The following is a 17,966-nucleotide window of genomic DNA, read 5'->3' as shown; positions in this document are numbered from 1 at the left end:
GTGTAATGTGGGCGCTGCTGCCGTGTGGGCATGCAGGCTTCATTATGAGAAGGCACTATGCATATCTTTAAAACGCTGGCTAATGGTGTCGCTGAACGTAGGCGCTAGCCGCCTGTGTTCAGCTATCGGCGCGTGGCCGGTACAGCAGCCCGGGTACGACCCGGATCATGCCATGTTCGAAAGGTACCTCGCCCTCATTCCCGACCAGTTCCCAGGTGGTATCGTGTGTTTGCAGGAGGCGGTAAACCGGGGTGCCAGCCTGGTACCAGAGCAATTGTTTTCCCTGAAAGTAATCTAGCGGCAGTAGCGGGCGGTCGTCTTGCACGAACATGGCCAGCGTATCCGGAGCTTGGGCGGCGATCTGCTCACGCTCAGCCAGCCAGATCCCGATCATCATTACCAGAAACGACAGTGCCAGTAATGGCCAGGCGCCTCCGATGGCAAACACCACGGTCAGCACGCTGCTGCCGGTCAGAAAAAATTGGCTGTTCATGCTGAGTGTCCGCAGCGCACCCGGCTAGAGGTGCAGGTTTGCCATGTCATGCAGCGCAGCAGGGCGATGCATGGCCCGGAGGGGCTGTCCGTCTGGCAAACACGGTAGGTGTTTGCGTGGCCTGCTGGCCACAGGCGGGCGGCTAGAGTTGAAGCTTAGTGGCTTTTTTACATGATTTTTGCGTGAAATCAGCCACCACATGATGAGTTTTGCGTGAAGTGCGGGTAGCCAGACATAAAAAAAGCCAGCCCGCAGGCTGGCTTTTGTGTGGCGGTGAATCAGGCTTCCGCTTTGCCTTCCGGCGGGGCGATCTGCTCGGCGTAGCCGCATTCTTTCTGCGGGCATACTTTCTCTGTACCGCGACGCTTGGTGGTCTTTAGCGTCAGGATCGGCCAGTTGCATTTGGGGCAAGGCTCGGCAATCGGCGGGTTCCAGGTGGCGTACTTGCACTTGGGGTAGGTGTTGCAGCTGTAGAACAGCTTGCCGTAGCGGCTCTTGCGTTCGATCAGGCTGCCGGTCTTGCATTCCGGGCACTGTACGCCGGTATCGCGTGGCTTTTCCAGTGGCTCGATGTGCTTGCACTTGGGGTAGTTGGCGCAGCCAATGAATTTGCCGAAGCGGCCTTTTTTGATGTGCAGCTCGCCGCCGCATTCCGGGCAGGTGCGGTCTTCGATCACGGTAGGCGCTTCGGCTTCTGCCGCTGCCTGCTCGGCGGTTTCACCCACGTTGCGGGTGTAGTCGCAGTCCGGGTAGCCGGTGCAGGCGATGAAACGGCCGCGTTTACCAAACTTGATCGACAGCGGTTTGCTGCATTTCGGGCAGGCTTCGTCCAGGCTTTCGGTGGTGACTTCTGCGCGCGAAATGCCTTCTTTTTCGGTGATCTGCTTGGAAAATCCCTTCCAGAAGCTATCCATCACCGGCACCCACTGGCGGCTGCCACTGGCGATTTCATCCAGCTGGTTTTCCAGCTTGGCGGTAAAGTTGTAGTCCACGTACTGAGCAAAGTGCTCGGTCAGGAACTTGTTAACGATGTCGCCGGTATCGGTAGGGAAGAAGCGCTTTTTGTCGATGATGACGTATTCGCGGTCTTTCAGCGTGGAGATGATGCTGGCGTAGGTGGACGGGCGGCCGATGCCGAATTCTTCCAGCGCTTTAACCAGGCTGGCTTCCGAGAAGCGTGGCGGCGGCTGGGTAAAGTGTTGGTCGCCGTACAGCTTGTCTACCGGCAGGGTTTCGCCTTCGGTCAGCAGCGGCAGCTTGGCGTTTTCTTCGTCTTCGGCGTCGTCTACGTCTTCTTCGTACACCGACAGGAAGCCGGCAAATACCTGTACCTGGCCGCTGGCGCGGAAGATGCCGTCGCCTACGGCGATATCGATGCTGGTGGTGTCAAAGCGTGCCGGCGCCATCTGGCAGGCCAGGGTGCGCTTCCATACCATGTCGTACAGTTTGAACTGGTCGGTGGTCAGGAACGGCTTTACCGATTCCGGCGTGCGCAGGATGGACGTCGGGCGGATGGCCTCGTGCGCTTCCTGGGCATTCTTGGACTTGTTCTTGTAGCTGACAGCGTTTTTGGGCAAGTGCTCGGCGTCGAAACGCTCGGCAATGTAGCCGCGGATTTCTTCTACCGCTTCATTGGCCAGTGCCACCGAGTCGGTACGCATATAGGTAATCAGGCCCACCGTGCCCTGGCCGATGTCGATACCTTCGTATAGCTGCTGTGCCGTACGCATGGTGCGGTCGGTGGTCATGCCCAGCTTGCGCACGGCTTCTTGCTGCAGGGTGGACGTGGTGAACGGCGCGGCAGGGCTGCGCGATTTCTTTTTCTTTTCGATGCTGGTGACGTTGGCCGCATGGCCGGCCAGCAAGCCCAGGATGCGGCTTTGCTCCGCTTCGTTGGGCACATCGAATTGTTCCAGCTTTTTACCGGCAAACTGGGTGAGCTTGGCGCTGAACTTGGTCCGGCTCTTGTGGCTGTCCAGGTGTACGGTCCAGTACTCCTGCTCAACAAAGGCCTTGATCTCGTTTTCGCGTTCGCAGATCAGGCGCAGCGCCGGGCTTTGTACGCGGCCGGCGGACAGGCCGCGGCGGATTTTCTTCCACAGTAGCGGGGACAGGTTGAAACCTACCAGATAGTCCAGTGCGCGGCGGGCCTGCTGGGCGTCTACCAGGTCTTGTGCGATGTCGCGCGGGTTGGCAATGGCTTCCAGTACCGCGTTCTTGGTGATCTCGTGGAACACCACGCGCTGGGCGGTTTTGTCCTTCAACAGTTTTTTCTTGTTGAGGATTTCTACCAGGTGCCAGGAAATGGCTTCGCCTTCGCGGTCCGGATCCGTTGCCAGATAGACATGGTCTACCTTGCCCACGGCTTCGACGATGGCGTCCACGTGTTTGCTGTTGCGCGCAATCAGCTGGTACTTCATGGCGAAGTCTTTTTCCGGGTCCACGGCACCATTTTTCGGTACCAGGTCGCGCACGTGGCCGTAGGAAGCCAGGACTTCAAAGTCCGGGCCCAGGTATTTTTTCAGCGTTTTCGCCTTGGAGGGCGATTCGACGATCAGGAGACTGGAGGGCATGTCTGCTTTGTTTTCAGTAGCACGCCATGGGGCGCGACATATTGTGTATTCATCAAACAAAACAAGAGCGCAAGGTTTTGCGCTCTTGTCGAATCCTGACACTGCGGCCAACCTTGATGGCGCGCAGTGTGTGCTTATTGCATGGTGGGTTCGCCGTGCAGGGCGCTGAGCAGGTCTTCACCTACCAGCACCGGCAGCTCTGCGCGTTGTGCCCACAGTACCATCAGCGCGGCCAGTTTGGCTGTTGGCAGGGTAATTTCGTCGTCCGGCATGACCAGCAGCCGGTCGATCAGCATTTCTCGCTGGGCGGGTGACAGGGCGCCATTGTGTTCCAGAAACACAATCAGGCCGCGTACATCACTGGGCAGGCGCGAGATTTCGTACTCGTGAAAAACACGCATGCCACTGCCTTCGTTGGCACCCAGATAGGCACCTTCATTCAGCTCGTTCAGGCCGTCAAGCCAGTCCAGTGCGTCGCTGATTTCCTCATTTTCGAAACCTGCTGCGGCGAGCTGGCGCCCCAGATCATCACGGGCGGGGCAATGATCGGGGTCATTGAATTCTTCTAGCAAAAAGGCGAGAACGTCAAACATCTATAGGAATCAGTCACTTGTAGGGGTTGGCTAGTGGGCATCGGCTCGGCGCTGGTAGCGCCCGCCTTGCATGCTGTCGACATGGCCCAGTAGTTCGAGCTCAAGAAGCATCGCGTAAACGTCCCCCGCCGTCAACCCGAGCCGGCTGGCAAGGGTGTCGGCGTCTACCGGGTCGTATCCCATGGCCTGCAGAATATCGGGGCCCTGGGTGAGGGCGGGTTCTGCTGCTGCGGCGTTGTCAGGCAGCGGGGCGGATGGCTTGCCGATTTCGTCCAGTACGTCGTCTACCGTTTCCACCAGCCGCGCACCGTCCTTGATCAGGCGGTGGCAGCCGCGGGCCTGCGGGTTCAGGATGGAGCCGGGTATGGCCATGACTTCGCGCCCGGCTTCCAGCGACAGGCGGGCGGTGATCAGCGAGCCGCTTTGCAGGGTAGCCTCCACCACCAGGCAACCACGGCACAGGCCGGCAATGATGCGGTTACGGCGTGGGAAGTGTTGCGCCAGCGGGCCCATGCCCAGCGCAAACTCGGACAAAATCAGGCCCTGCTCGGCGATCTGGTGCGCCAGCTTGCGGTTGCTGGCCGGGTACACGCGGTCTATGCCGGTGCCGATGATGGCAATGGTGCCGCCGCCGGCGGCCAGGGCGCCTTCGTGGGCGGCGGCGTCTATGCCGCCGGCCAGGCCGCTGACGATGGTGTAGCCCTGTGCGGCCAACCTTTTGGCAAAGGTGCGGGCGTTATCTTCGCCCTGCGGGGTGGCGTTGCGGCTGCCCACGATGGCCAGCATCGGTGTGGCGAGCAGGGCTCGCTGGCCGCGGGCAAACAGCAGTGGCGGGGCGGCACCGGCCTCGGCCAGCTGGCAGGGGTAGTCCGGGTCATTCAGGGTGAGCAGGCTGCAGCCAGGCTGCTGTGCCCAGGCCAGGGCATCGGCGGCGCTCTGGCGGGCGATATCGCCGCCCAGCGCATCCAGCGCCTCGCCTTCCAGTACGCCGGCTAGCTGGCTACGGTTGGCCGCCAGTACGGCGCTGGCGCTGCCAAAGCGCTGCAGAAGCTGCAAAAAACGCTGCGGGCCAATGCCGGGCGACAGTGCCAGCGTGGCCCAGTCTTGCAGGCTGTAACTCATTCGGGCTGGGCGATGCGGTCGCCCACGATGACAGGCTGGGTGGCATCGACCACCAGGGCGTAGGAAGCCTTGTTGAAGACGCGGTAGACGATCAGGCGGCCCACTTGCTGGGTAGGCAGCAACGCGTGTTGCTTGGGCGCAATCTGTACGCTGCGCGGCGCACGGTAGATGCCGAAGACGTGGCCTATTTCTACCCCGTCGCGCAGGCCGCGGTTGATCATTACATTATAATTCTGGCCGATTTCGTTCACGCCGTTGTAGGCGCTGACCACACGGCCTTCGAGCGCTGCCGGTGCTTCGTGCGGGGAATATTGCGGTACGGTGAACTGGCTGGCTTTCATGAGGCGGTCGCCTACCAGGACTTCTTCTGCCACTTTACCCACCATCAGGGTGCTGATGGTGTCCAGCTTGCTCACTGTCAGCTCGCCGCCATAGGTGACTTCATGGCCCAGCACTTCTTTGGTGTCCGGGTCGGTAATGGTGCGGCCCAGGCGGTATGCTTGCCAGGTGCCACCGGCATCCAGGCCCTGCCCGTAGGCGACATCGGTTGTCGACAGGATCACCCGGTTGTCCTGGCCGGCAATGATGCGTGGCGCGTTGTTGTAGCTGGACAGGTCGTCCAGCAGCAGCGGGCGCTTCAGGAAGGGCTCGATCATGCGGGCCGGGATGGTGCTGATCGCGGCATCCAGCGACTGGCTGCGAATCTGGGGTGACAACTTCACCACACGATTCCCCTCGCGGCGCAGAACCGGTTCGCCGTCTATCATGTCCAATACCAGGGTTTCACCGGGGTAGATCAGGTGGGGGTTCTTGACCTCGTCGCGGTTCAGGCGCCACAACTGTGGCCACTTCCAGGGAGACTTCAGGTAGCGGGCCGAAATATCCCACAGGGTATCGCCCTTCTTGACCACGTAGCGTTGCGGTGCGCCCTCGCGCAGCACCAGTGTGTCGGCGTAAGCCGGTGCAGACAGGCCAATGGCAATGAGTAGCGATATAATAGGTTTAAACATCAGAAAGTGACCCCATTTGACCGGCACTTGAGAAAAAGGCTAACCGGATGCTGGCAACATTATCGTTCTGGCTGCCGCCATCCCACAACTGGAAATCTGTTTGAATCATGGCACTGCTTAACATCCTGCACTACCCGGACCCGCGCCTGCACAAGGTAGCCGCCCCGGTCACCCTCTTCGACGCGGCGCTGCAAAAGCAGGTCGATGATATGTTCGAAACCATGCACGAGGCCAAAGGTATCGGCCTGGCCGCCACGCAAGTGAACTATCACTACCGCCTGCTGGTGATCGATGTGTCGGAAGACAAAAGCCAGCCGCTGGTGGTGATCAACCCCGAGTTCCTGCAAAAAGACGGCGAAACCGTGTACGAAGAAGGCTGCCTGTCGGTGCCTGGCGTGTACGACAAAGTGACCCGTGCCGAGCGTGTAAAGCTGCGTGCCCAGAACGCCAAGGGCGAGTTTTTCGAGCTGGAGGCCGACGGCCTGCTGGCCATCTGCCTGCAGCACGAGGTCGATCATCTGGACGGCAAGGTGTTCGTGGAATACCTGTCCGAGATGAAGCAAAGCCGTATCAAGACCAAGCTGAAAAAGCGCGAAAAACAAAACATGTAAGCTGCTGCAGCCTCTTGCTGCTGTAGTGGATCGGGGCACGCAAGCGTGCCCTTTGGCTTTTTAGCGCTGGCCCAGGCCACGCTGCCAGGAAAGACACCCGATGAAACTGATATTTGCCGGTACGCCGGTTTTTGCTGCCCAGGCGCTGCAGGCGCTGATTGACGCCGGCCACGAGATTCCCCTGGTGCTTACCCAGCCAGACCGCCCGGCAGGGCGCGGCATGAAGCTCAAGCCCAGCCCGGTAAAAGAGCTGGCATTGCAGCACGGCCTGCGCGTGGCGCAGCCGCTGACGCTGAAAACCCCCGAGGCGCAGGCATTGGTGGCCGAGGTGGGCGCCGAGGTGATGGTGGTGGCAGCCTACGGCCTGCTGCTACCCAAAGCCGTGCTGGACATGCCCGCCCGCGGCTGCCTGAATATCCACGCCTCGCTGTTGCCGCGCTGGCGCGGTGCCGCGCCTATCCAGCGCGCCATCCTGGCGGGTGACGCGGAAACCGGCATCACCATCATGCAGATGGACGTAGGCCTGGACACCGGCGACATGCTGTCGGTCCACCCGTTGCCTATCGCCGCAGACGACAGCGCCGCCAGCCTGCACGACAAGTTGGCCGCACTGGGTGCCGAGGCTATTGTGAGTACGCTGGCGGCACTGGATGCCTGCCCAGCCGTCAAACAGCCGGAGGCCGGTGTTACCTACGCCGCCAAGCTCACCAAAGAGGAAGCCCGCGTCGATTGGCAGCTGCCAGCCGCCGACATCGCCCGCGCTATTCGCGCCTACAACCCGGCCCCCGGGGCGCATACCCTGCTGGCGGGCGAGGCGCTCAAGCTATGGCACGCTCACGCCATCGACGGCCAGGCACCGGCAGGGCAGGTGGTGCGCGCCGATGCAGAAGGTGTGGTCGTGGGCTGCGGCCACGGGCTTGTTGTATTAACGCAACTGCAGGCCGCCGGTGGCAAAAGGTTGGCCGCACGCGACTTTATTGCCGGCCGCCCGGCACTGGCAGGCGCTGTACTGGGTGCTTGAGTTGCCGGCTGGCCGCCCTCATAGTCAGTAAAGAACGCCTGAAAGGAGCAAGACATGGGCTTTAACTGGTTCAAGACCACGCTGTTGATGGCGGCCATCCTGGCGCTGTTCGTGATGATAGGCGGCATGATCGGCGGCAAGGCCGGCATGCTGATTGCCCTGCTGCTGGGCGGGGGCATGAACGTGTACGCCTACTGGAACTCCGACCAGATGGTGTTGCGTATGTACAACGCCCAGCTGGTGGATGCGCAATCTGCCCCCGAGCTGTACGGCATGGTGGCCGAGCTGGCGCAGCGCGCCAATATGCCCATGCCGCGCGTGTACGTGATTCACGAAGAGCAGCCCAATGCCTTTGCTACCGGGCGCAACCCCGAGCACGCCGCTGTGGCGGCCACCACCGGCATCATGCGCATGCTGGACTACCGCGAGCTGCGCGGCGTGATGGCGCACGAGCTGGCGCATGTGAAGCACCGCGACACGCTGATTTCTACCGTGAGCGCTACCATGGCCGGTGCCATTTCGGCGCTGGCCAACTTTGCCATGTTTTTTGGTGGGCGCGACGAAGACGGCCGGCCGGTGAACCCCATCGCGGGCATCGCCGTGGCGCTGCTGGCACCGCTGGCCGCCAGCCTGATCCAGATGGCCATTTCCCGTGCGCGCGAGTTTGAAGCCGACCGTGGCGGTGCCGAAATCAGTGGCGACCCGCTAGCGTTGGCCGCCGCCTTGCAGAAGATCGAGTATTACGCCCAGTACCGCACCATGCCCGCGGCCGAGGCCCACCCGGAGACTGCGCAGATGATGATCATCAACCCCTTATCCGGTGGTGGTGGCATCAGCAGCCTGTTCCGCACCCACCCGCACACCGAAGAACGTATCGCCCGCCTGCAGGAGATTGCCCGCGGCGGCGCGTGAAACGGTATCATTCGGCCTTAAATTTGATTTGCGGCCACCGCCCAACCGGGCGGTGGCCGGTTTTATTGGAAAGACCCAAACAGCATGCATCGTATTCAGGAACTGGCCGCGGGTTTGATCGCGCGTGTCGAAGAAGGCCGTACCCTCACCGAAGCACTGGCGGCCGCCCAGCGCAGTACCGAGCTCAGCGCTGGCGAGCGCGGCGCGCTGCAGGACATCGGCTACGGCACCCTGCGCCATCTGGGTCAGCTGCGCTTTATCCTGCGCGAGCTGGTGCCCAAGCGCCTGCCTTCCGACGATATCGAGCGCCTGCTGCTGGTAGCGCTGTACCAGCTGGCGCACACCCGCGCCGCGCCCTACGCCGTGGTAGACCAGGCGGTGCGCTGCGCAGAAGACATCGCCATGGGCCGCCTGAAAGGCCTGGTCAACGGCACGCTGCGTAACTTCCTGCGTAATAAAGACAACCTGCTGGCCGACGCCGGCCGCGATAACGAAGCACGCTACAACCACCCGCGCTGGTGGGTGCAGCGCCTGCGTGCCGCCTACCCTACGCAGTGGGCCTCGGTGCTGGAGATGTCCAACCGCCGCCCGCCCATGACGCTGCGCGTGAACGCCGGCAAACTCAGCGCCGAAGACTACGTGGCGCAGTTGGCCGCAAAAGACATCAAGGCCCGTGTCATCAAAGGCCAGGCGGTGCTGCTGGACGCGCCGTGCAATGTGCGTGATCTGCCGGGCTTTGCCGAAGGCGTGGTGTCGGTACAGGACTTTGGTGCGCAAAAAGCCGCCTTGCTGCTGGATGTCGCCGACGGCATGCGCGTGCTGGACGCTTGCGCGGCACCGGGTGGCAAGACCGGCCATATCCTGGAGCTGGCCCAGGCCAAGCTGGTGGCGCTGGATGTCGATGCCGAGCGCCTGCAGCGCGTGGAAGACAACCTGCAGCGCCTTGGCCTTTCTGCCACATTGAAAGCCGCCGATGCCGCCAAGCCGGAAACCTGGTGGGACGGCCAGCCCTTCGACCGCATCCTCGCAGACGTGCCTTGCTCGGCCAGCGGTGTGGTGCGCCGCCACCCGGATATCAAGTGGCTGCGTCGCCCGGATGACTTTGCCGCACTAGGCAAACAACAGGCCGCCATGGTGGATGCACTGTGGCCAACGTTGGCCGCAGGTGGCAAGCTGCTGTATGCCACGTGTTCCATCATGCCGGAGGAAAACCGCCAGCAAGTCGATGCTTTCCTCAAGCGTCATGGCGATGCGAAACTGTTGAAAGACGAACAATTGCTGCCTACCTCGGAACATGACGGCTTCTACTACGCCCTGCTGGTTAAAAAGGTTTAGCCTTGCGCTAGGCATTTTTATCGTGTGCCTGCTGTCTGCGCTGCCTGCGCAGGCAGCAGAGGGCATTGTGGTGCGCCGTCTGGCGGCCAACATCGAAGAGGGTGCCCTCGAAATCTCCACCCGCTACCAGACCACGCTGCCGCCACCGCTGCAAGACGCCTTGCAGCAGGGCGTGCCGCTGACCTTCCAGCTTACCTTCGAGCTGACCCGGCCGCGCACCTCGGCCTGGTGGCTGCAACTCAAGACCTTTTTCGAGCCTACTGCCACCCTTAGCTTCAAGCTGGTTTACTACCGGTTGACTAACCGTTACCGGGTGGCCATTGGCGGTTTGGCCAGCAATTACGGCTCCTTGAACGAAGCCTTGTCTGCCGTAGGCAGTATTGCCGGCTGGCGCGTCATGGACGTATCCGGCCTGGGCAGTGACAGCCAGCGTGATCTGCGTGGCCGGGTGCGGCTGGAGCTGGATATCAGCCAGCTGCCCAGACCCTTCCAACTGAACGCACTGGGCTCGCGAGACTGGAAGCTCGAGTCCGAATGGGTAACCGTTGCGCCCGAGGTAACAAACTGATGCGCTATCCGGTGATTGCGGCGGCACTGGGTGTCGTCATGCTCTACCTGCTGGCTATTTCTACCGGCAATACGTCCAAACTGGCCGAATACTACTGGTGGGTATTCGGCCTGAACGTACTGGGCTTGTTGGGCCTGCTCGGTGTGGTAGTGCGCCAGCTGCTGCGCCTGCGTCGCCGGGTGAAAAGCCGTGAATTCGGTGCCAAGCTCACGCAGAAAATGGTGGTGATGTTTGCCGTGGTGGCCCTGCTGCCGGGCATGCTGGTGTTTACCGTCTCGGCCCAGTTCCTGACGCGCAGTATCGAAAGCTGGTTCAACGTACAGGTAGAAAGCGCACTGGATCGCGGACTGGAGCTGGGTAAAAACGCGCTGGGCTATGTGCTCACCGATGTATCGCGCAAGGCCCGCGTGATTGCGCTGGACGTGGCCGACCAGCGCGAGCGCGAGCTCAATAGCCGGCTATCCCGCCTGCGTGAGCAGCTGGGCGTAGAAGAAGTGGCGGTGTACACCCGTCAGGGCCAACTGGTGAGCTTTGCCGGCCCGGACGATACCCGCTACCTGCCACGTGCGCCTGACTACGAGCTGTTGCGTTCACTGCAAGGGCGCAAGACCCACGAGAGCATCGACAACGACGCCCGTAGCGGCCTGCTGCTGAAAGTGCTGATGCCCTATCGCAGCTACATCACCGGCGAGCAGCTGATCCTGCAGGTTATCCAGCCCGCCCCGGCTGATATTGCCCGCGATGCCGAGCTGATCGAGGACGCGCGCACCGATTACCGCCAGCTGGTGCTGGCGCGGGATGGGCTCAAAACGTTTTACATGCTGACCCTGGCGCTGGTTTTTCTGCTGGCGCTCACCGCAGCACTGGCCTTTGCGCTGTTCATTTCCGAGCGCCTGTCCGCACCCCTGTCCGAGTTGGCCGCAGGTACCCGCGCAGTGGCGCAGGGTGACTTCTCCAAGCGCCACCCTGTGTACCGCAAGGATGAGCTGGGCATTCTCACCACCATGTTCAACCGCATGACCCAGCAGCTGGACGAGGCACGGCATACCGCCGATGAAAGCCGGCGTTTGCTGGAATCCAGCAAACTTTATCTGGAAAGCATTCTGGCCAACCTGTCCGCCGGTGTGATGGCGTTTGACAGCAACTGGAACCTGCGTGCGGCCAACACCAGTGCCGGCCGTATCCTGGGGGTGGACTTTGCCGAGCTGGCCGCGCACGAGATCCAGGTATGGCCGGCACTGCGCCCGGAGCTGTCACCGCTGGTGGATACCATCCTGCGCGAAGCGGCCAACATTAGCCCGCACGACTGGCAGCAGCAGGTGGATTACCTGGGTTCGCAGGGTAGTCGCCAGCTGGTTGCACGGGGGGCGGTATTGCCAGAGCAGTCCGCTACCGGCTATGTTGTGGTGTTTGACGATATTACCGAGCTGGCGCGCGCCCAACGTGACGCCGCCTGGGGCGAGGTGGCCAAGCGGCTGGCACACGAAATCCGTAACCCGCTCACGCCGATACAGCTCTCTGCCGAGCGCCTGGCCATGAAACTGGCCGACAAGCTCGAAGGCAGCGATGCGGAGATGCTGCGGCGTGCCACCGATACCATCGTCAAACAGGTAACGGCCTTGAAAGGCATGGTGGATGCATTCCGGGACTACGCCCGCGCGCCCAGGACAAAACTGGTGCCGCTGGACCTGAATGAGCTGGTGCGAGAGGTATTGATTCTCTACGAAAGCAACCCTGCCCTGAGAGTGGATTTGAGTCTGGAACCCTTGCCGTTTATGGGTGATGCCGCGCTTTTGCGCCAGGTTTTGCATAACCTGCTGCAGAACGCGCAAGATGCAGTCCTTGACGCTAGCATCCCGATGATTCAAATTAGCAGCCGACTAGAAGGAAGGAACGCGCTCGTCTGTGTACAAGACAACGGCGCCGGGTTCAGTGCAGACATACTGCCACGTGCCTTTGAGCCTTACGTAACCAGTAAAGCGAAAGGGACCGGCCTGGGCCTTGCGGTGGTGAAAAAAATAGTGGAGGAACACCACGGCCAGATTCATCTGGCCAATGCAGACAGTGGCGGTGCGCGGATCCATCTCACCCTGCCATTGCTGGAGGCTTAATGCGAAGCAGCGATATTCTGATTGTTGATGACGAGATCGGTATCCGGGAGTTACTCTCGGAAATCTTGCAGGACGAAGGCTTTACCGTCGCCCTGGCCGAGAATGCCGAAGTTGCCCGCCAATTGCGGAACCAGACACGCCCAGCCCTCGTGCTGCTGGATATCTGGATGCCCGATTGTGATGGCGTTACCTTGCTGAAGGAGTGGGCCAAATCCGGGCAGCTCAATATGCCGGTAGTGATGATGTCTGGCCATGCCAGCATCGACACGGCCGTTGAAGCGACCCGTATCGGTGCTTTCGATTTTCTCGAAAAGCCGATTGCATTACAGAAACTGCTCACCACGGTGCAGCGCGCGCTGAAGTATGGCGACATGCAAGCCAATACCTCGCTAAACCTGGACAAACTGGGTAAGAGTGCACCCATTCACGAGCTGAAGCGCCAACTGGAGCGCGTTTCCAAAGTGAAGTCCCCGGTATTGCTTACCGGTGAGGCAGGGGTGGGTTTCGAGCTGGTCGCCAGGTTTTTCCACCACGGCAATACCCCGTGGGTGACGCCAGCCAAGCTGGAACAGCTGGCCGATGCGCCGCTGGAGCTACTGCAAAAAGCCAATAACGGCGTATTGTTCCTGCCGGAAATCGGCCAGTACAACCGCCGTACGCAGCAAGGCCTGCTGTTTTTGCTGTCCAAACTGGACCGCTTCAACGTTCGCCTCGTCTGTTCCTGCAGCCGGCCATTGCAAGAGCTGCTGGTAGACCCGGAATGCGATAACCGCATGCTGACCGCGCTGTCCAGCGTGATTGTGCCGATTCCGCCGCTGCGCGAGCACGCAGAAGACATCACCTTCATTGCCGAGCAGATCCTGCACGAGCTGATCGAGTCCAAGCAGATGCCCACGCGCCGCCTGACCACGGCGGCACTGAATGCCATGCGCCAGTATGAGTGGCCGGGTAATCTGGAGCAGCTGCGCAGCATCATCAAGAGCCTGGGCCTGACCGCCGAGTCGGATGATATCGATGCAGCCGAAGTGAACAAGGTGCTGGCGCAGTTCCGCCACGAGAAACCGGTGGAAGAAACCGGCTTCGATTTCAGCTTGCCGCTGCGCGAACTGCGCGAACAGCTGGAACGCCGCTACTTCGAGTACCACATCGTGCTGGAAAACGGCAATATGAGCCGCGTGGCGCAGAAGGTAGGCCTGGAGCGTACCCACCTGTACCGCAAGCTCAAACAGCTGGGCGTGAAATTCAGCCGCAAAGTGGCCGAAGAGTAAGTTTGCTTTTTTACTGCTCCTGCGGGAGCTACCCGGACGGCCGCGCAAGCGGCCGTTTTACATGATGACAAAAGAACTGAACGACAGCGCACTGCTGCGCTACAGCCGCCATATCCTGCTGCCCGAAATCGATATCGAAGGCCAGCAGCGTTTGTTGGCTGCACGTGTGCTGGTGGTGGGGGCGGGTGGCCTGGGCGCGCCTGCGCTGCTGTACCTGGCCAGTGCCGGGGTGGGCCAGCTTACGCTGGTGGACGACGACACAGTGGAGCTGACCAACCTGCAGCGCCAGGTCATTCACGATATGCACACGCTGGGTCAGCCCAAGGTGGCATCGGCAGCGGCGCGGCTGGCCGCCATCAACCCCGAGGTACAGCTGCGCTTGCTGAACGAGCGCCTGGCCGGCGATAGGTTGGCCGCAGAGGTGGCCGCACACGACCTGGTGCTGGACTGCAGCGACAACTTTACCACCCGCCACGCCATCAACCGCGCCTGTGTCGCCGCCCGCGTGCCCCTGGTGTCGGGCGCTGCTGTGCGCTTTAGCGGGCAGCTGGCGGTATACGATGTGCGCGACGCGGCGTCACCGTGTTACCACTGCCTGTTTCCGGAGGAGGGCGAAGCCAGCGATGGCCCGTGCGCCACTTTCGGCGTACTGGCACCGCTGGTAGGGGTGATTGGCAGCCTGCAGGCGGTAGAGGCGGTCAAGCTGCTGGCCGGCCGCCGCCCGGCCTTGGGGCAGCTGACGCTGTACGAGGCGCTGGAGGGGAGCTTTCGTCAGCTGAAAGTGCCGCGCGACCCGGACTGCCCGGTATGCGGCCAACGTTAGGCCTTAGATAAAAAAAGCCGCTTCGTCTGAAGCGGCTTTTTATTGGCTGTGGGCCGTTATCAGGCCTTCAGTTGCTGTTCGATCAGCTGGTGTAGCTCTTTGAAGTCTGGCTCGCCCACATAGCGCTTCACGATATTGCCCTGCTTGTCGATGAGAATGCTGGTGGGGGTCAGCTGGATTTCACCATACGCTTTGGCAATGCTGCCGTCTTTGTCCAGCGTGACAAAGAAAGGCAGTTTTTTATCGTTTACGTAGGCCTGCACGTAATTCAGCGGGTCGTAGCTCATGGCCACGGCCACCATCTCGTAGCCTTGCTTGGCGTATTTCTGGTGGGTTTCCACCATTTTGGGCATTTCTGCCATGCAGCCGCTGCAGCTGGTGGCCCAGAAATTGACCAACACCACTTTGCCTTTTAGGCTATCGGTACTGGCCTGCTGGCCGGACAGGCTGGTATAGCTTACCGCGGGCGCCGCGTCGGTAAACGCGCAGCCCGTCAGGGTGGTGGTGGCGGCCAGCGCCAGGATCATCAGGGTATGCTTGAGCTTCATGGTGCTAAATCCATCAGGTAAGGCCGCCATGTGGCGGCCTGTCAGGTCAGGCTTGGTGTTGCAGGCCTTCCAGAAGTTCCCGCATTTTGCCTTCAATCGGGACGGCTTTATTTTGCCGGCCATCAAATGCCACAAAGGTGACGTCGGCTTCTGCCACCACGCGGTCGCTTCCTTCCAGGCTCACGCGCTGGTGGATGACGGCGCTGCGGTTGCCTACCGACTTCACCGAGGTGGTAATGGCCAGCTCGTCGTTCATGGTGGCGGGGTGACGGTAATCGATATTGATGTTCACCACAATCAGGGCAATACCGGATGCCAGGAAAGCCGGCAGGTCGGCTCGCTCTTCAAAATACGTCCAGCGCGCTTCTTCCAGAAACTCCAGATAACGCGCGTTGTTCACGTGCTGGTACAGGTCCAGGTGGTAGCCGCGAACCTTGATTTTGGTAATGTGCTGCATGTTTCCCCTCGTGTGGAAAGGTTGGCCGCAGCGTGGGCTGCGGCAGGGTGCCAGCCTGTTTTAGTTATGGTCCAGGTCTAGCGGGATAAACGCTTCGCGCTCTAGCGGGTTGTCTACCAGGTCGGTGAGCACGGAGTGGATTTCCACGTCGAACCATTCGGTAAACAGCGCCGGGGTGAGCTCGGGCCAGAAGGCATCGTCATCGCACCAGTCAGCTAGCTCGGCGCCAAACAAGGTGCGGTAGTGCTGGCGGACAAAGTCTTCTGCGCTCTCGTAATCGTCGGCGGCGGGAATCAGCAGGGCATTGCAGTCGGCGCGCAGCTGCGCCAGCTGCAGCTGGCCATCCAGGCTGCCGGGCAGGTTTTGCAGCCAGTCCAGAAACGGCTGGCGTGGTTTGAGGATGGCAACGCTGCGGTTGACTTCGTACATGGTGTCTCCTTATTACAGTGGCGGGCGGTTAGCTGCCGTCCAGCCGGTGTGCCGTGGTAAACGACCATTTTCGCACGACTTCCAGGGATGAGTATTCTTGTGCCAGCCTGGCGGGGAAGGGCGGATAGGGAGCGCCCAGGCGCACGATATTGATGGCGGCCTGGTCCAGCAGCGGGCTGCCGGAGCTGCGGGCAATACGCACATTCATCAGCTCGCCGGTATCGCGCAGGGTCACCACCAGCTCCAGGCTACCGTACAGGCCGCGCGCACGCGCTTCAGCCGGGTAGTGGCGGTTGCCGATGCGCTCTACGCGCCGGCGCCAGTCTTCCACATAGGTGGCCCAGCTGACGCCAACGGCGGCGGCGCCCAGGCGGGCTTGCTGGCGGTTATCGTGCACGGGTGTGACGCGGTCTTGCTGGCTATCGGGCGCGGTGTTGGCCGCTCGCAGGCTAGCTTGTGGTGTGGTGCGTGTCGGGTCGGCGGGGGGATCGGGGTTGTCAGCAGGGTTGGCACCGCCCTGGCTGTCGTGCTGGGCTAGCAGCTCGGCGTGCGCGGGCCTGGCAGACGGGGGTGTTTTCAGCACGGTCACCTGCAGGGTGCTATGCGGCCACACCGGCGAGGTGATCGGGGGAATCAGCCCGCCGACACTGGCGAGCAAAAGCAGGTGCAAGGCGAGCGATATCAGTATCGCTACCTTGAACAGCGACCTGTCTACCGCAGCGGGGACAGGGGTAAAAAGGCGAGGTGCGGGCATGGCGGACTCCTGCACGGAGTGTAGCATGCCCGCTACGTGCTTAGCTTTCGAGCAGGCTGCGCAGCATCCAGGCTGTTTTTTCGTGTACCTGCAAACGCTGGGTCAGCAGGTCGGCAGTGGGCTCATCCGCCGCGGCATCGGCCAGCGGGAATAGCGAACGTGCGGTGCGGCAGACGGTCTCGTGAGCCTGGACCAGCTCGCGAATCATGTCTTGTGCCTTGGGCACGCCCTGGCTTTCGCTAATCGATGTCAGGCGGGCGTAATCGCCGTAGCTGCCTGGCGCCACGTGGCCCAGGGCGCGGATGCGCTCGGCGACCTGGTCTACTGCCAGCGCCAGCTCGTTGTACTGGGTTTCAAACATCTGGTGCAGGGTCTGGAACATGGGGCCGGTAACGTTCCAGTGGAAGAAGTGGGTCTTCAGGTACAGCGTGTAGCTGTCGGCCAGCAGGCGCGACAGGCCTTCTGCGATGCGTGCGCGGTCTTGTTCGGAAATGCCGATATCCATGGTGATACTCCTGTGAAACGTGATGACAATACGTTTTACAATGCTTCTTTTTGTAAAGACGCCCGATGAAACCCTGGTTAACCGTTCAGCCCGAAGGCGTACGCCTTACCTTGCACGTCCAGCCCGGCGCACGCAAGAGCGAGATTGCCGGCGAGCATGGCGAGGCGCTGAAGATCAGGTTGGCCGCACCGCCGGTAGAAGGCAAGGCCAATGCCGAGCTGGTGCGTTGGCTGGCCAGCTATCTGGGCTTGCCGCGCAAGTCGGTGGTGCTGCTGAGCGGCGAGCGCAACCGGCACAAGATCGTGGCCATTGCCGGGCTGGATGCGGCTAGTGCGCTGGCACGCTTACTGCCGGATGCCTAGTGCAGGCGGCGATCGTTGGGTGTGCTGCGGTCTACGTGCTCGTACTCGCCTTCGATAATGTCACCGTTGGCCGCATTATCCGGCCCCGGCTGCTGAGCGCCGGGTTGGCGGAAGGCCTGGCTCATGTCGATGTCAGCCAGTTTCGGGCCTTTCCACGGCAGCATCAGCAGCAGTGCCAGTACATCGCTTACCAGGCCGGGAATGGCCAGCAACAGGCCTGCCAGCATCACGCGCAGCGGCCACAGTAGCGAAAACAGCGACACCTTGCCCTCGCGCAGCGTACCGGCTAGCGTGAGCAGCCCGCCCAGCTTGCTGTTGCGCATCAGGGCGCTACCCAGCAGGAAGGTGACTATGACCCAGGCTAGCGTCCAGCCGCCGCCGATGTGGTCGGCCAGGCTGAACAGCGAGTACATTTCCAGAAACGGGTACAACAGTAAAAGTATCAGTAATCCACGCATGAAACGGATATCC

20 protein-coding genes are annotated in these 17,966 nt (G+C 61.4%); 9 read left to right on the top strand and 11 right to left on the bottom strand.

Translation table 11 applies throughout. The annotated features are described in order from the left end of the window. Positions 1-118: 118 nt before the first annotated feature. The 5 genes from ACZ9XP_RS04995 to ACZ9XP_RS04975 all read right to left on the bottom strand — a co-directional run bounded on the left by ACZ9XP_RS04995 (position 119) and on the right by ACZ9XP_RS04975 (position 5,791). The gene (locus ACZ9XP_RS04995) at positions 119-493 is read right to left on the bottom strand and encodes a hypothetical protein (protein ID WP_147686664.1); all 375 of its coding nucleotides are present in this window, start codon (positions 491-493) and stop codon (positions 119-121) included. A 278-nt stretch (positions 494-771) separates the two neighbouring features. Beyond that, positions 772-3,066, bottom strand: a complete 2,295-nt coding sequence (gene topA, locus ACZ9XP_RS04990) for a type I DNA topoisomerase (RefSeq protein ID WP_147686666.1) — start codon at positions 3,064-3,066, stop codon at positions 772-774. A 134-nt stretch (positions 3,067-3,200) separates the two neighbouring features. Continuing rightward, entirely contained in the window at positions 3,201-3,659 is a 459-nt protein-coding gene (locus ACZ9XP_RS04985; RefSeq protein WP_147686669.1) for a Smg family protein, read from the bottom strand. A gap of 30 nt (positions 3,660-3,689) precedes the next feature. Continuing rightward, positions 3,690-4,781 carry a DNA-processing protein DprA gene (gene dprA, locus ACZ9XP_RS04980; RefSeq protein ID WP_147686671.1) on the bottom strand — a complete coding sequence of 364 codons (1,092 nt, stop codon included), beginning with the start codon at positions 4,779-4,781 and terminating at the stop codon, positions 3,690-3,692. After that, positions 4,778-5,791, bottom strand: a complete 1,014-nt coding sequence (locus tag ACZ9XP_RS04975; RefSeq protein ID WP_147686673.1) for a LysM peptidoglycan-binding domain-containing protein — start codon at positions 5,789-5,791, stop codon at positions 4,778-4,780. Before ACZ9XP_RS04975 ends, dprA begins: the two co-directional genes overlap by 4 nt. Before the next feature lie 107 nt (positions 5,792-5,898). Between ACZ9XP_RS04975 and def the strand changes: the two genes are divergently transcribed. The 8 genes from def (at position 5,899) to ACZ9XP_RS04935 (ending at position 14,440) form a co-directional block, all read left to right on the top strand. Then, positions 5,899-6,402 carry a peptide deformylase gene (def, locus tag ACZ9XP_RS04970; protein WP_147686675.1) on the top strand — a complete coding sequence of 168 codons (504 nt, stop codon included), beginning with the start codon at positions 5,899-5,901 and terminating at the stop codon, positions 6,400-6,402. Between the two features lie 100 nt (positions 6,403-6,502). Beyond that, complete coding sequence (gene fmt, locus ACZ9XP_RS04965) at positions 6,503-7,423, top strand: methionyl-tRNA formyltransferase (protein WP_147686677.1); 921 nt, start codon at positions 6,503-6,505, stop codon at positions 7,421-7,423. A gap of 54 nt (positions 7,424-7,477) precedes the next feature. Continuing rightward, complete coding sequence (htpX, locus tag ACZ9XP_RS04960) at positions 7,478-8,335, top strand: zinc metalloprotease HtpX (RefSeq protein ID WP_147686679.1); 858 nt, start codon at positions 7,478-7,480, stop codon at positions 8,333-8,335. Between the two features lie 84 nt (positions 8,336-8,419). Next, a complete protein-coding gene (gene rsmB, locus ACZ9XP_RS04955) occupies positions 8,420-9,670 on the top strand; it encodes a 16S rRNA (cytosine(967)-C(5))-methyltransferase RsmB (protein WP_147686681.1) in 1,251 nt (416 codons plus the stop codon). 22 nt (positions 9,671-9,692) lie between these two features. Further along, a complete protein-coding gene (locus ACZ9XP_RS04950; RefSeq protein WP_240803453.1) occupies positions 9,693-10,238 on the top strand; it encodes a DUF4390 domain-containing protein in 546 nt (181 codons plus the stop codon). After that, on the top strand, positions 10,205-12,349 hold the full coding sequence (locus ACZ9XP_RS04945) for a sensor histidine kinase (RefSeq protein WP_465188095.1): 2,145 nt from the start codon (positions 10,205-10,207) through the stop codon (positions 12,347-12,349). The genes ACZ9XP_RS04950 and ACZ9XP_RS04945 overlap by 34 nt, the downstream gene beginning before the upstream one ends. Further along, the gene (locus ACZ9XP_RS04940; RefSeq protein ID WP_017507290.1) at positions 12,349-13,617 is read left to right on the top strand and encodes a sigma-54-dependent transcriptional regulator; all 1,269 of its coding nucleotides are present in this window, start codon (positions 12,349-12,351) and stop codon (positions 13,615-13,617) included. Before ACZ9XP_RS04945 ends, ACZ9XP_RS04940 begins: the two co-directional genes overlap by 1 nt. 61 nt (positions 13,618-13,678) lie before the next feature. Beyond that, positions 13,679-14,440: a molybdopterin-synthase adenylyltransferase MoeB gene (locus tag ACZ9XP_RS04935; RefSeq protein ID WP_147686687.1), complete on the top strand. Its 762-nt coding sequence runs from the start codon at positions 13,679-13,681 to the stop codon at positions 14,438-14,440. A gap of 59 nt (positions 14,441-14,499) precedes the next feature. Here the strand turns inward: ACZ9XP_RS04935 and ACZ9XP_RS04930 are convergent, their stop codons facing one another. Genes ACZ9XP_RS04930 through ACZ9XP_RS04910 form a run of 5 tightly spaced genes read right to left on the bottom strand, consistent with a single transcriptional unit; the run spans position 14,500 to position 17,133 of the window. Next, positions 14,500-14,988, bottom strand: a complete 489-nt coding sequence (locus tag ACZ9XP_RS04930) for a TlpA disulfide reductase family protein (protein ID WP_147686690.1) — start codon at positions 14,986-14,988, stop codon at positions 14,500-14,502. Between the two features lie 46 nt (positions 14,989-15,034). Continuing rightward, positions 15,035-15,445, bottom strand: coding sequence for an acyl-CoA thioesterase (locus ACZ9XP_RS04925; RefSeq protein WP_147686692.1), 411 nt, complete (start codon positions 15,443-15,445; stop codon positions 15,035-15,037). A 60-nt stretch (positions 15,446-15,505) separates the two neighbouring features. Next, the gene (locus tag ACZ9XP_RS04920; protein ID WP_147686694.1) at positions 15,506-15,874 is read right to left on the bottom strand and encodes a VacJ; all 369 of its coding nucleotides are present in this window, start codon (positions 15,872-15,874) and stop codon (positions 15,506-15,508) included. 28 nt (positions 15,875-15,902) lie between these two features. Beyond that, positions 15,903-16,628, bottom strand: a complete 726-nt coding sequence (locus ACZ9XP_RS04915) for an energy transducer TonB (protein ID WP_170253695.1) — start codon at positions 16,626-16,628, stop codon at positions 15,903-15,905. A 40-nt stretch (positions 16,629-16,668) separates the two neighbouring features. Then, positions 16,669-17,133 carry a Dps family protein gene (locus ACZ9XP_RS04910; RefSeq protein WP_147686698.1) on the bottom strand — a complete coding sequence of 155 codons (465 nt, stop codon included), beginning with the start codon at positions 17,131-17,133 and terminating at the stop codon, positions 16,669-16,671. A gap of 65 nt (positions 17,134-17,198) precedes the next feature. On the opposite strand from ACZ9XP_RS04910, the gene ACZ9XP_RS04905 reads away from it, so the two are divergent. Continuing rightward, a complete protein-coding gene (locus tag ACZ9XP_RS04905) occupies positions 17,199-17,495 on the top strand; it encodes a DUF167 domain-containing protein (RefSeq protein ID WP_147686701.1) in 297 nt (98 codons plus the stop codon). On the opposite strand, the gene ACZ9XP_RS04900 is transcribed toward ACZ9XP_RS04905, so the two are convergent. Next, the gene (locus ACZ9XP_RS04900; protein ID WP_147686703.1) at positions 17,492-17,953 is read right to left on the bottom strand and encodes an FxsA family protein; all 462 of its coding nucleotides are present in this window, start codon (positions 17,951-17,953) and stop codon (positions 17,492-17,494) included. The two genes, ACZ9XP_RS04905 and ACZ9XP_RS04900, sit on opposite strands and share 4 nt — an antisense overlap. Positions 17,954-17,966 lie beyond the last annotated feature (13 nt).

Source organism: Vogesella perlucida (assembly GCF_979366545.1).
This window is presented reverse-complemented; position numbering and strand designations above follow the sequence as displayed.

What these genes read in the sequence shown, in the direction of transcription:
- ACZ9XP_RS04995 (WP_147686664.1), bottom strand. Translation starts at nt 493, where the DNA reads ATGAACAGCCAATTTTTTCTGACCGGCAGCAGCGTGCTGACCGTGGTG.
- topA (WP_147686666.1), bottom strand. Translation starts at nt 3,066, where the DNA reads ATGCCCTCCAGTCTCCTGATCGTCGAATCGCCCTCCAAGGCGAAAACG.
- ACZ9XP_RS04985 (WP_147686669.1), bottom strand. Translation starts at nt 3,659, where the DNA reads ATGTTTGACGTTCTCGCCTTTTTGCTAGAAGAATTCAATGACCCCGAT.
- dprA (WP_147686671.1), bottom strand. Translation starts at nt 4,781, where the DNA reads ATGAGTTACAGCCTGCAAGACTGGGCCACGCTGGCACTGTCGCCCGGC.
- ACZ9XP_RS04975 (WP_147686673.1), bottom strand. Translation starts at nt 5,791, where the DNA reads ATGTTTAAACCTATTATATCGCTACTCATTGCCATTGGCCTGTCTGCA.
- def (WP_147686675.1), top strand. Translation starts at nt 5,899, where the DNA reads ATGGCACTGCTTAACATCCTGCACTACCCGGACCCGCGCCTGCACAAG.
- fmt (WP_147686677.1), top strand. Translation starts at nt 6,503, where the DNA reads ATGAAACTGATATTTGCCGGTACGCCGGTTTTTGCTGCCCAGGCGCTG.
- htpX (WP_147686679.1), top strand. Translation starts at nt 7,478, where the DNA reads ATGGGCTTTAACTGGTTCAAGACCACGCTGTTGATGGCGGCCATCCTG.
- rsmB (WP_147686681.1), top strand. Translation starts at nt 8,420, where the DNA reads ATGCATCGTATTCAGGAACTGGCCGCGGGTTTGATCGCGCGTGTCGAA.
- ACZ9XP_RS04945 (WP_465188095.1), top strand. Translation starts at nt 10,205, where the DNA reads ATGGGTAACCGTTGCGCCCGAGGTAACAAACTGATGCGCTATCCGGTG.
- ACZ9XP_RS04940 (WP_017507290.1), top strand. Translation starts at nt 12,349, where the DNA reads ATGCGAAGCAGCGATATTCTGATTGTTGATGACGAGATCGGTATCCGG.
- ACZ9XP_RS04935 (WP_147686687.1), top strand. Translation starts at nt 13,679, where the DNA reads ATGATGACAAAAGAACTGAACGACAGCGCACTGCTGCGCTACAGCCGC.
- ACZ9XP_RS04930 (WP_147686690.1), bottom strand. Translation starts at nt 14,988, where the DNA reads ATGAAGCTCAAGCATACCCTGATGATCCTGGCGCTGGCCGCCACCACC.
- ACZ9XP_RS04925 (WP_147686692.1), bottom strand. Translation starts at nt 15,445, where the DNA reads ATGCAGCACATTACCAAAATCAAGGTTCGCGGCTACCACCTGGACCTG.
- ACZ9XP_RS04920 (WP_147686694.1), bottom strand. Translation starts at nt 15,874, where the DNA reads ATGTACGAAGTCAACCGCAGCGTTGCCATCCTCAAACCACGCCAGCCG.
- ACZ9XP_RS04915 (WP_170253695.1), bottom strand. Translation starts at nt 16,628, where the DNA reads ATGCCCGCACCTCGCCTTTTTACCCCTGTCCCCGCTGCGGTAGACAGG.
- ACZ9XP_RS04910 (WP_147686698.1), bottom strand. Translation starts at nt 17,133, where the DNA reads ATGGATATCGGCATTTCCGAACAAGACCGCGCACGCATCGCAGAAGGC.
- ACZ9XP_RS04905 (WP_147686701.1), top strand. Translation starts at nt 17,199, where the DNA reads ATGAAACCCTGGTTAACCGTTCAGCCCGAAGGCGTACGCCTTACCTTG.
- ACZ9XP_RS04900 (WP_147686703.1), bottom strand. Translation starts at nt 17,953, where the DNA reads ATGCGTGGATTACTGATACTTTTACTGTTGTACCCGTTTCTGGAAATG.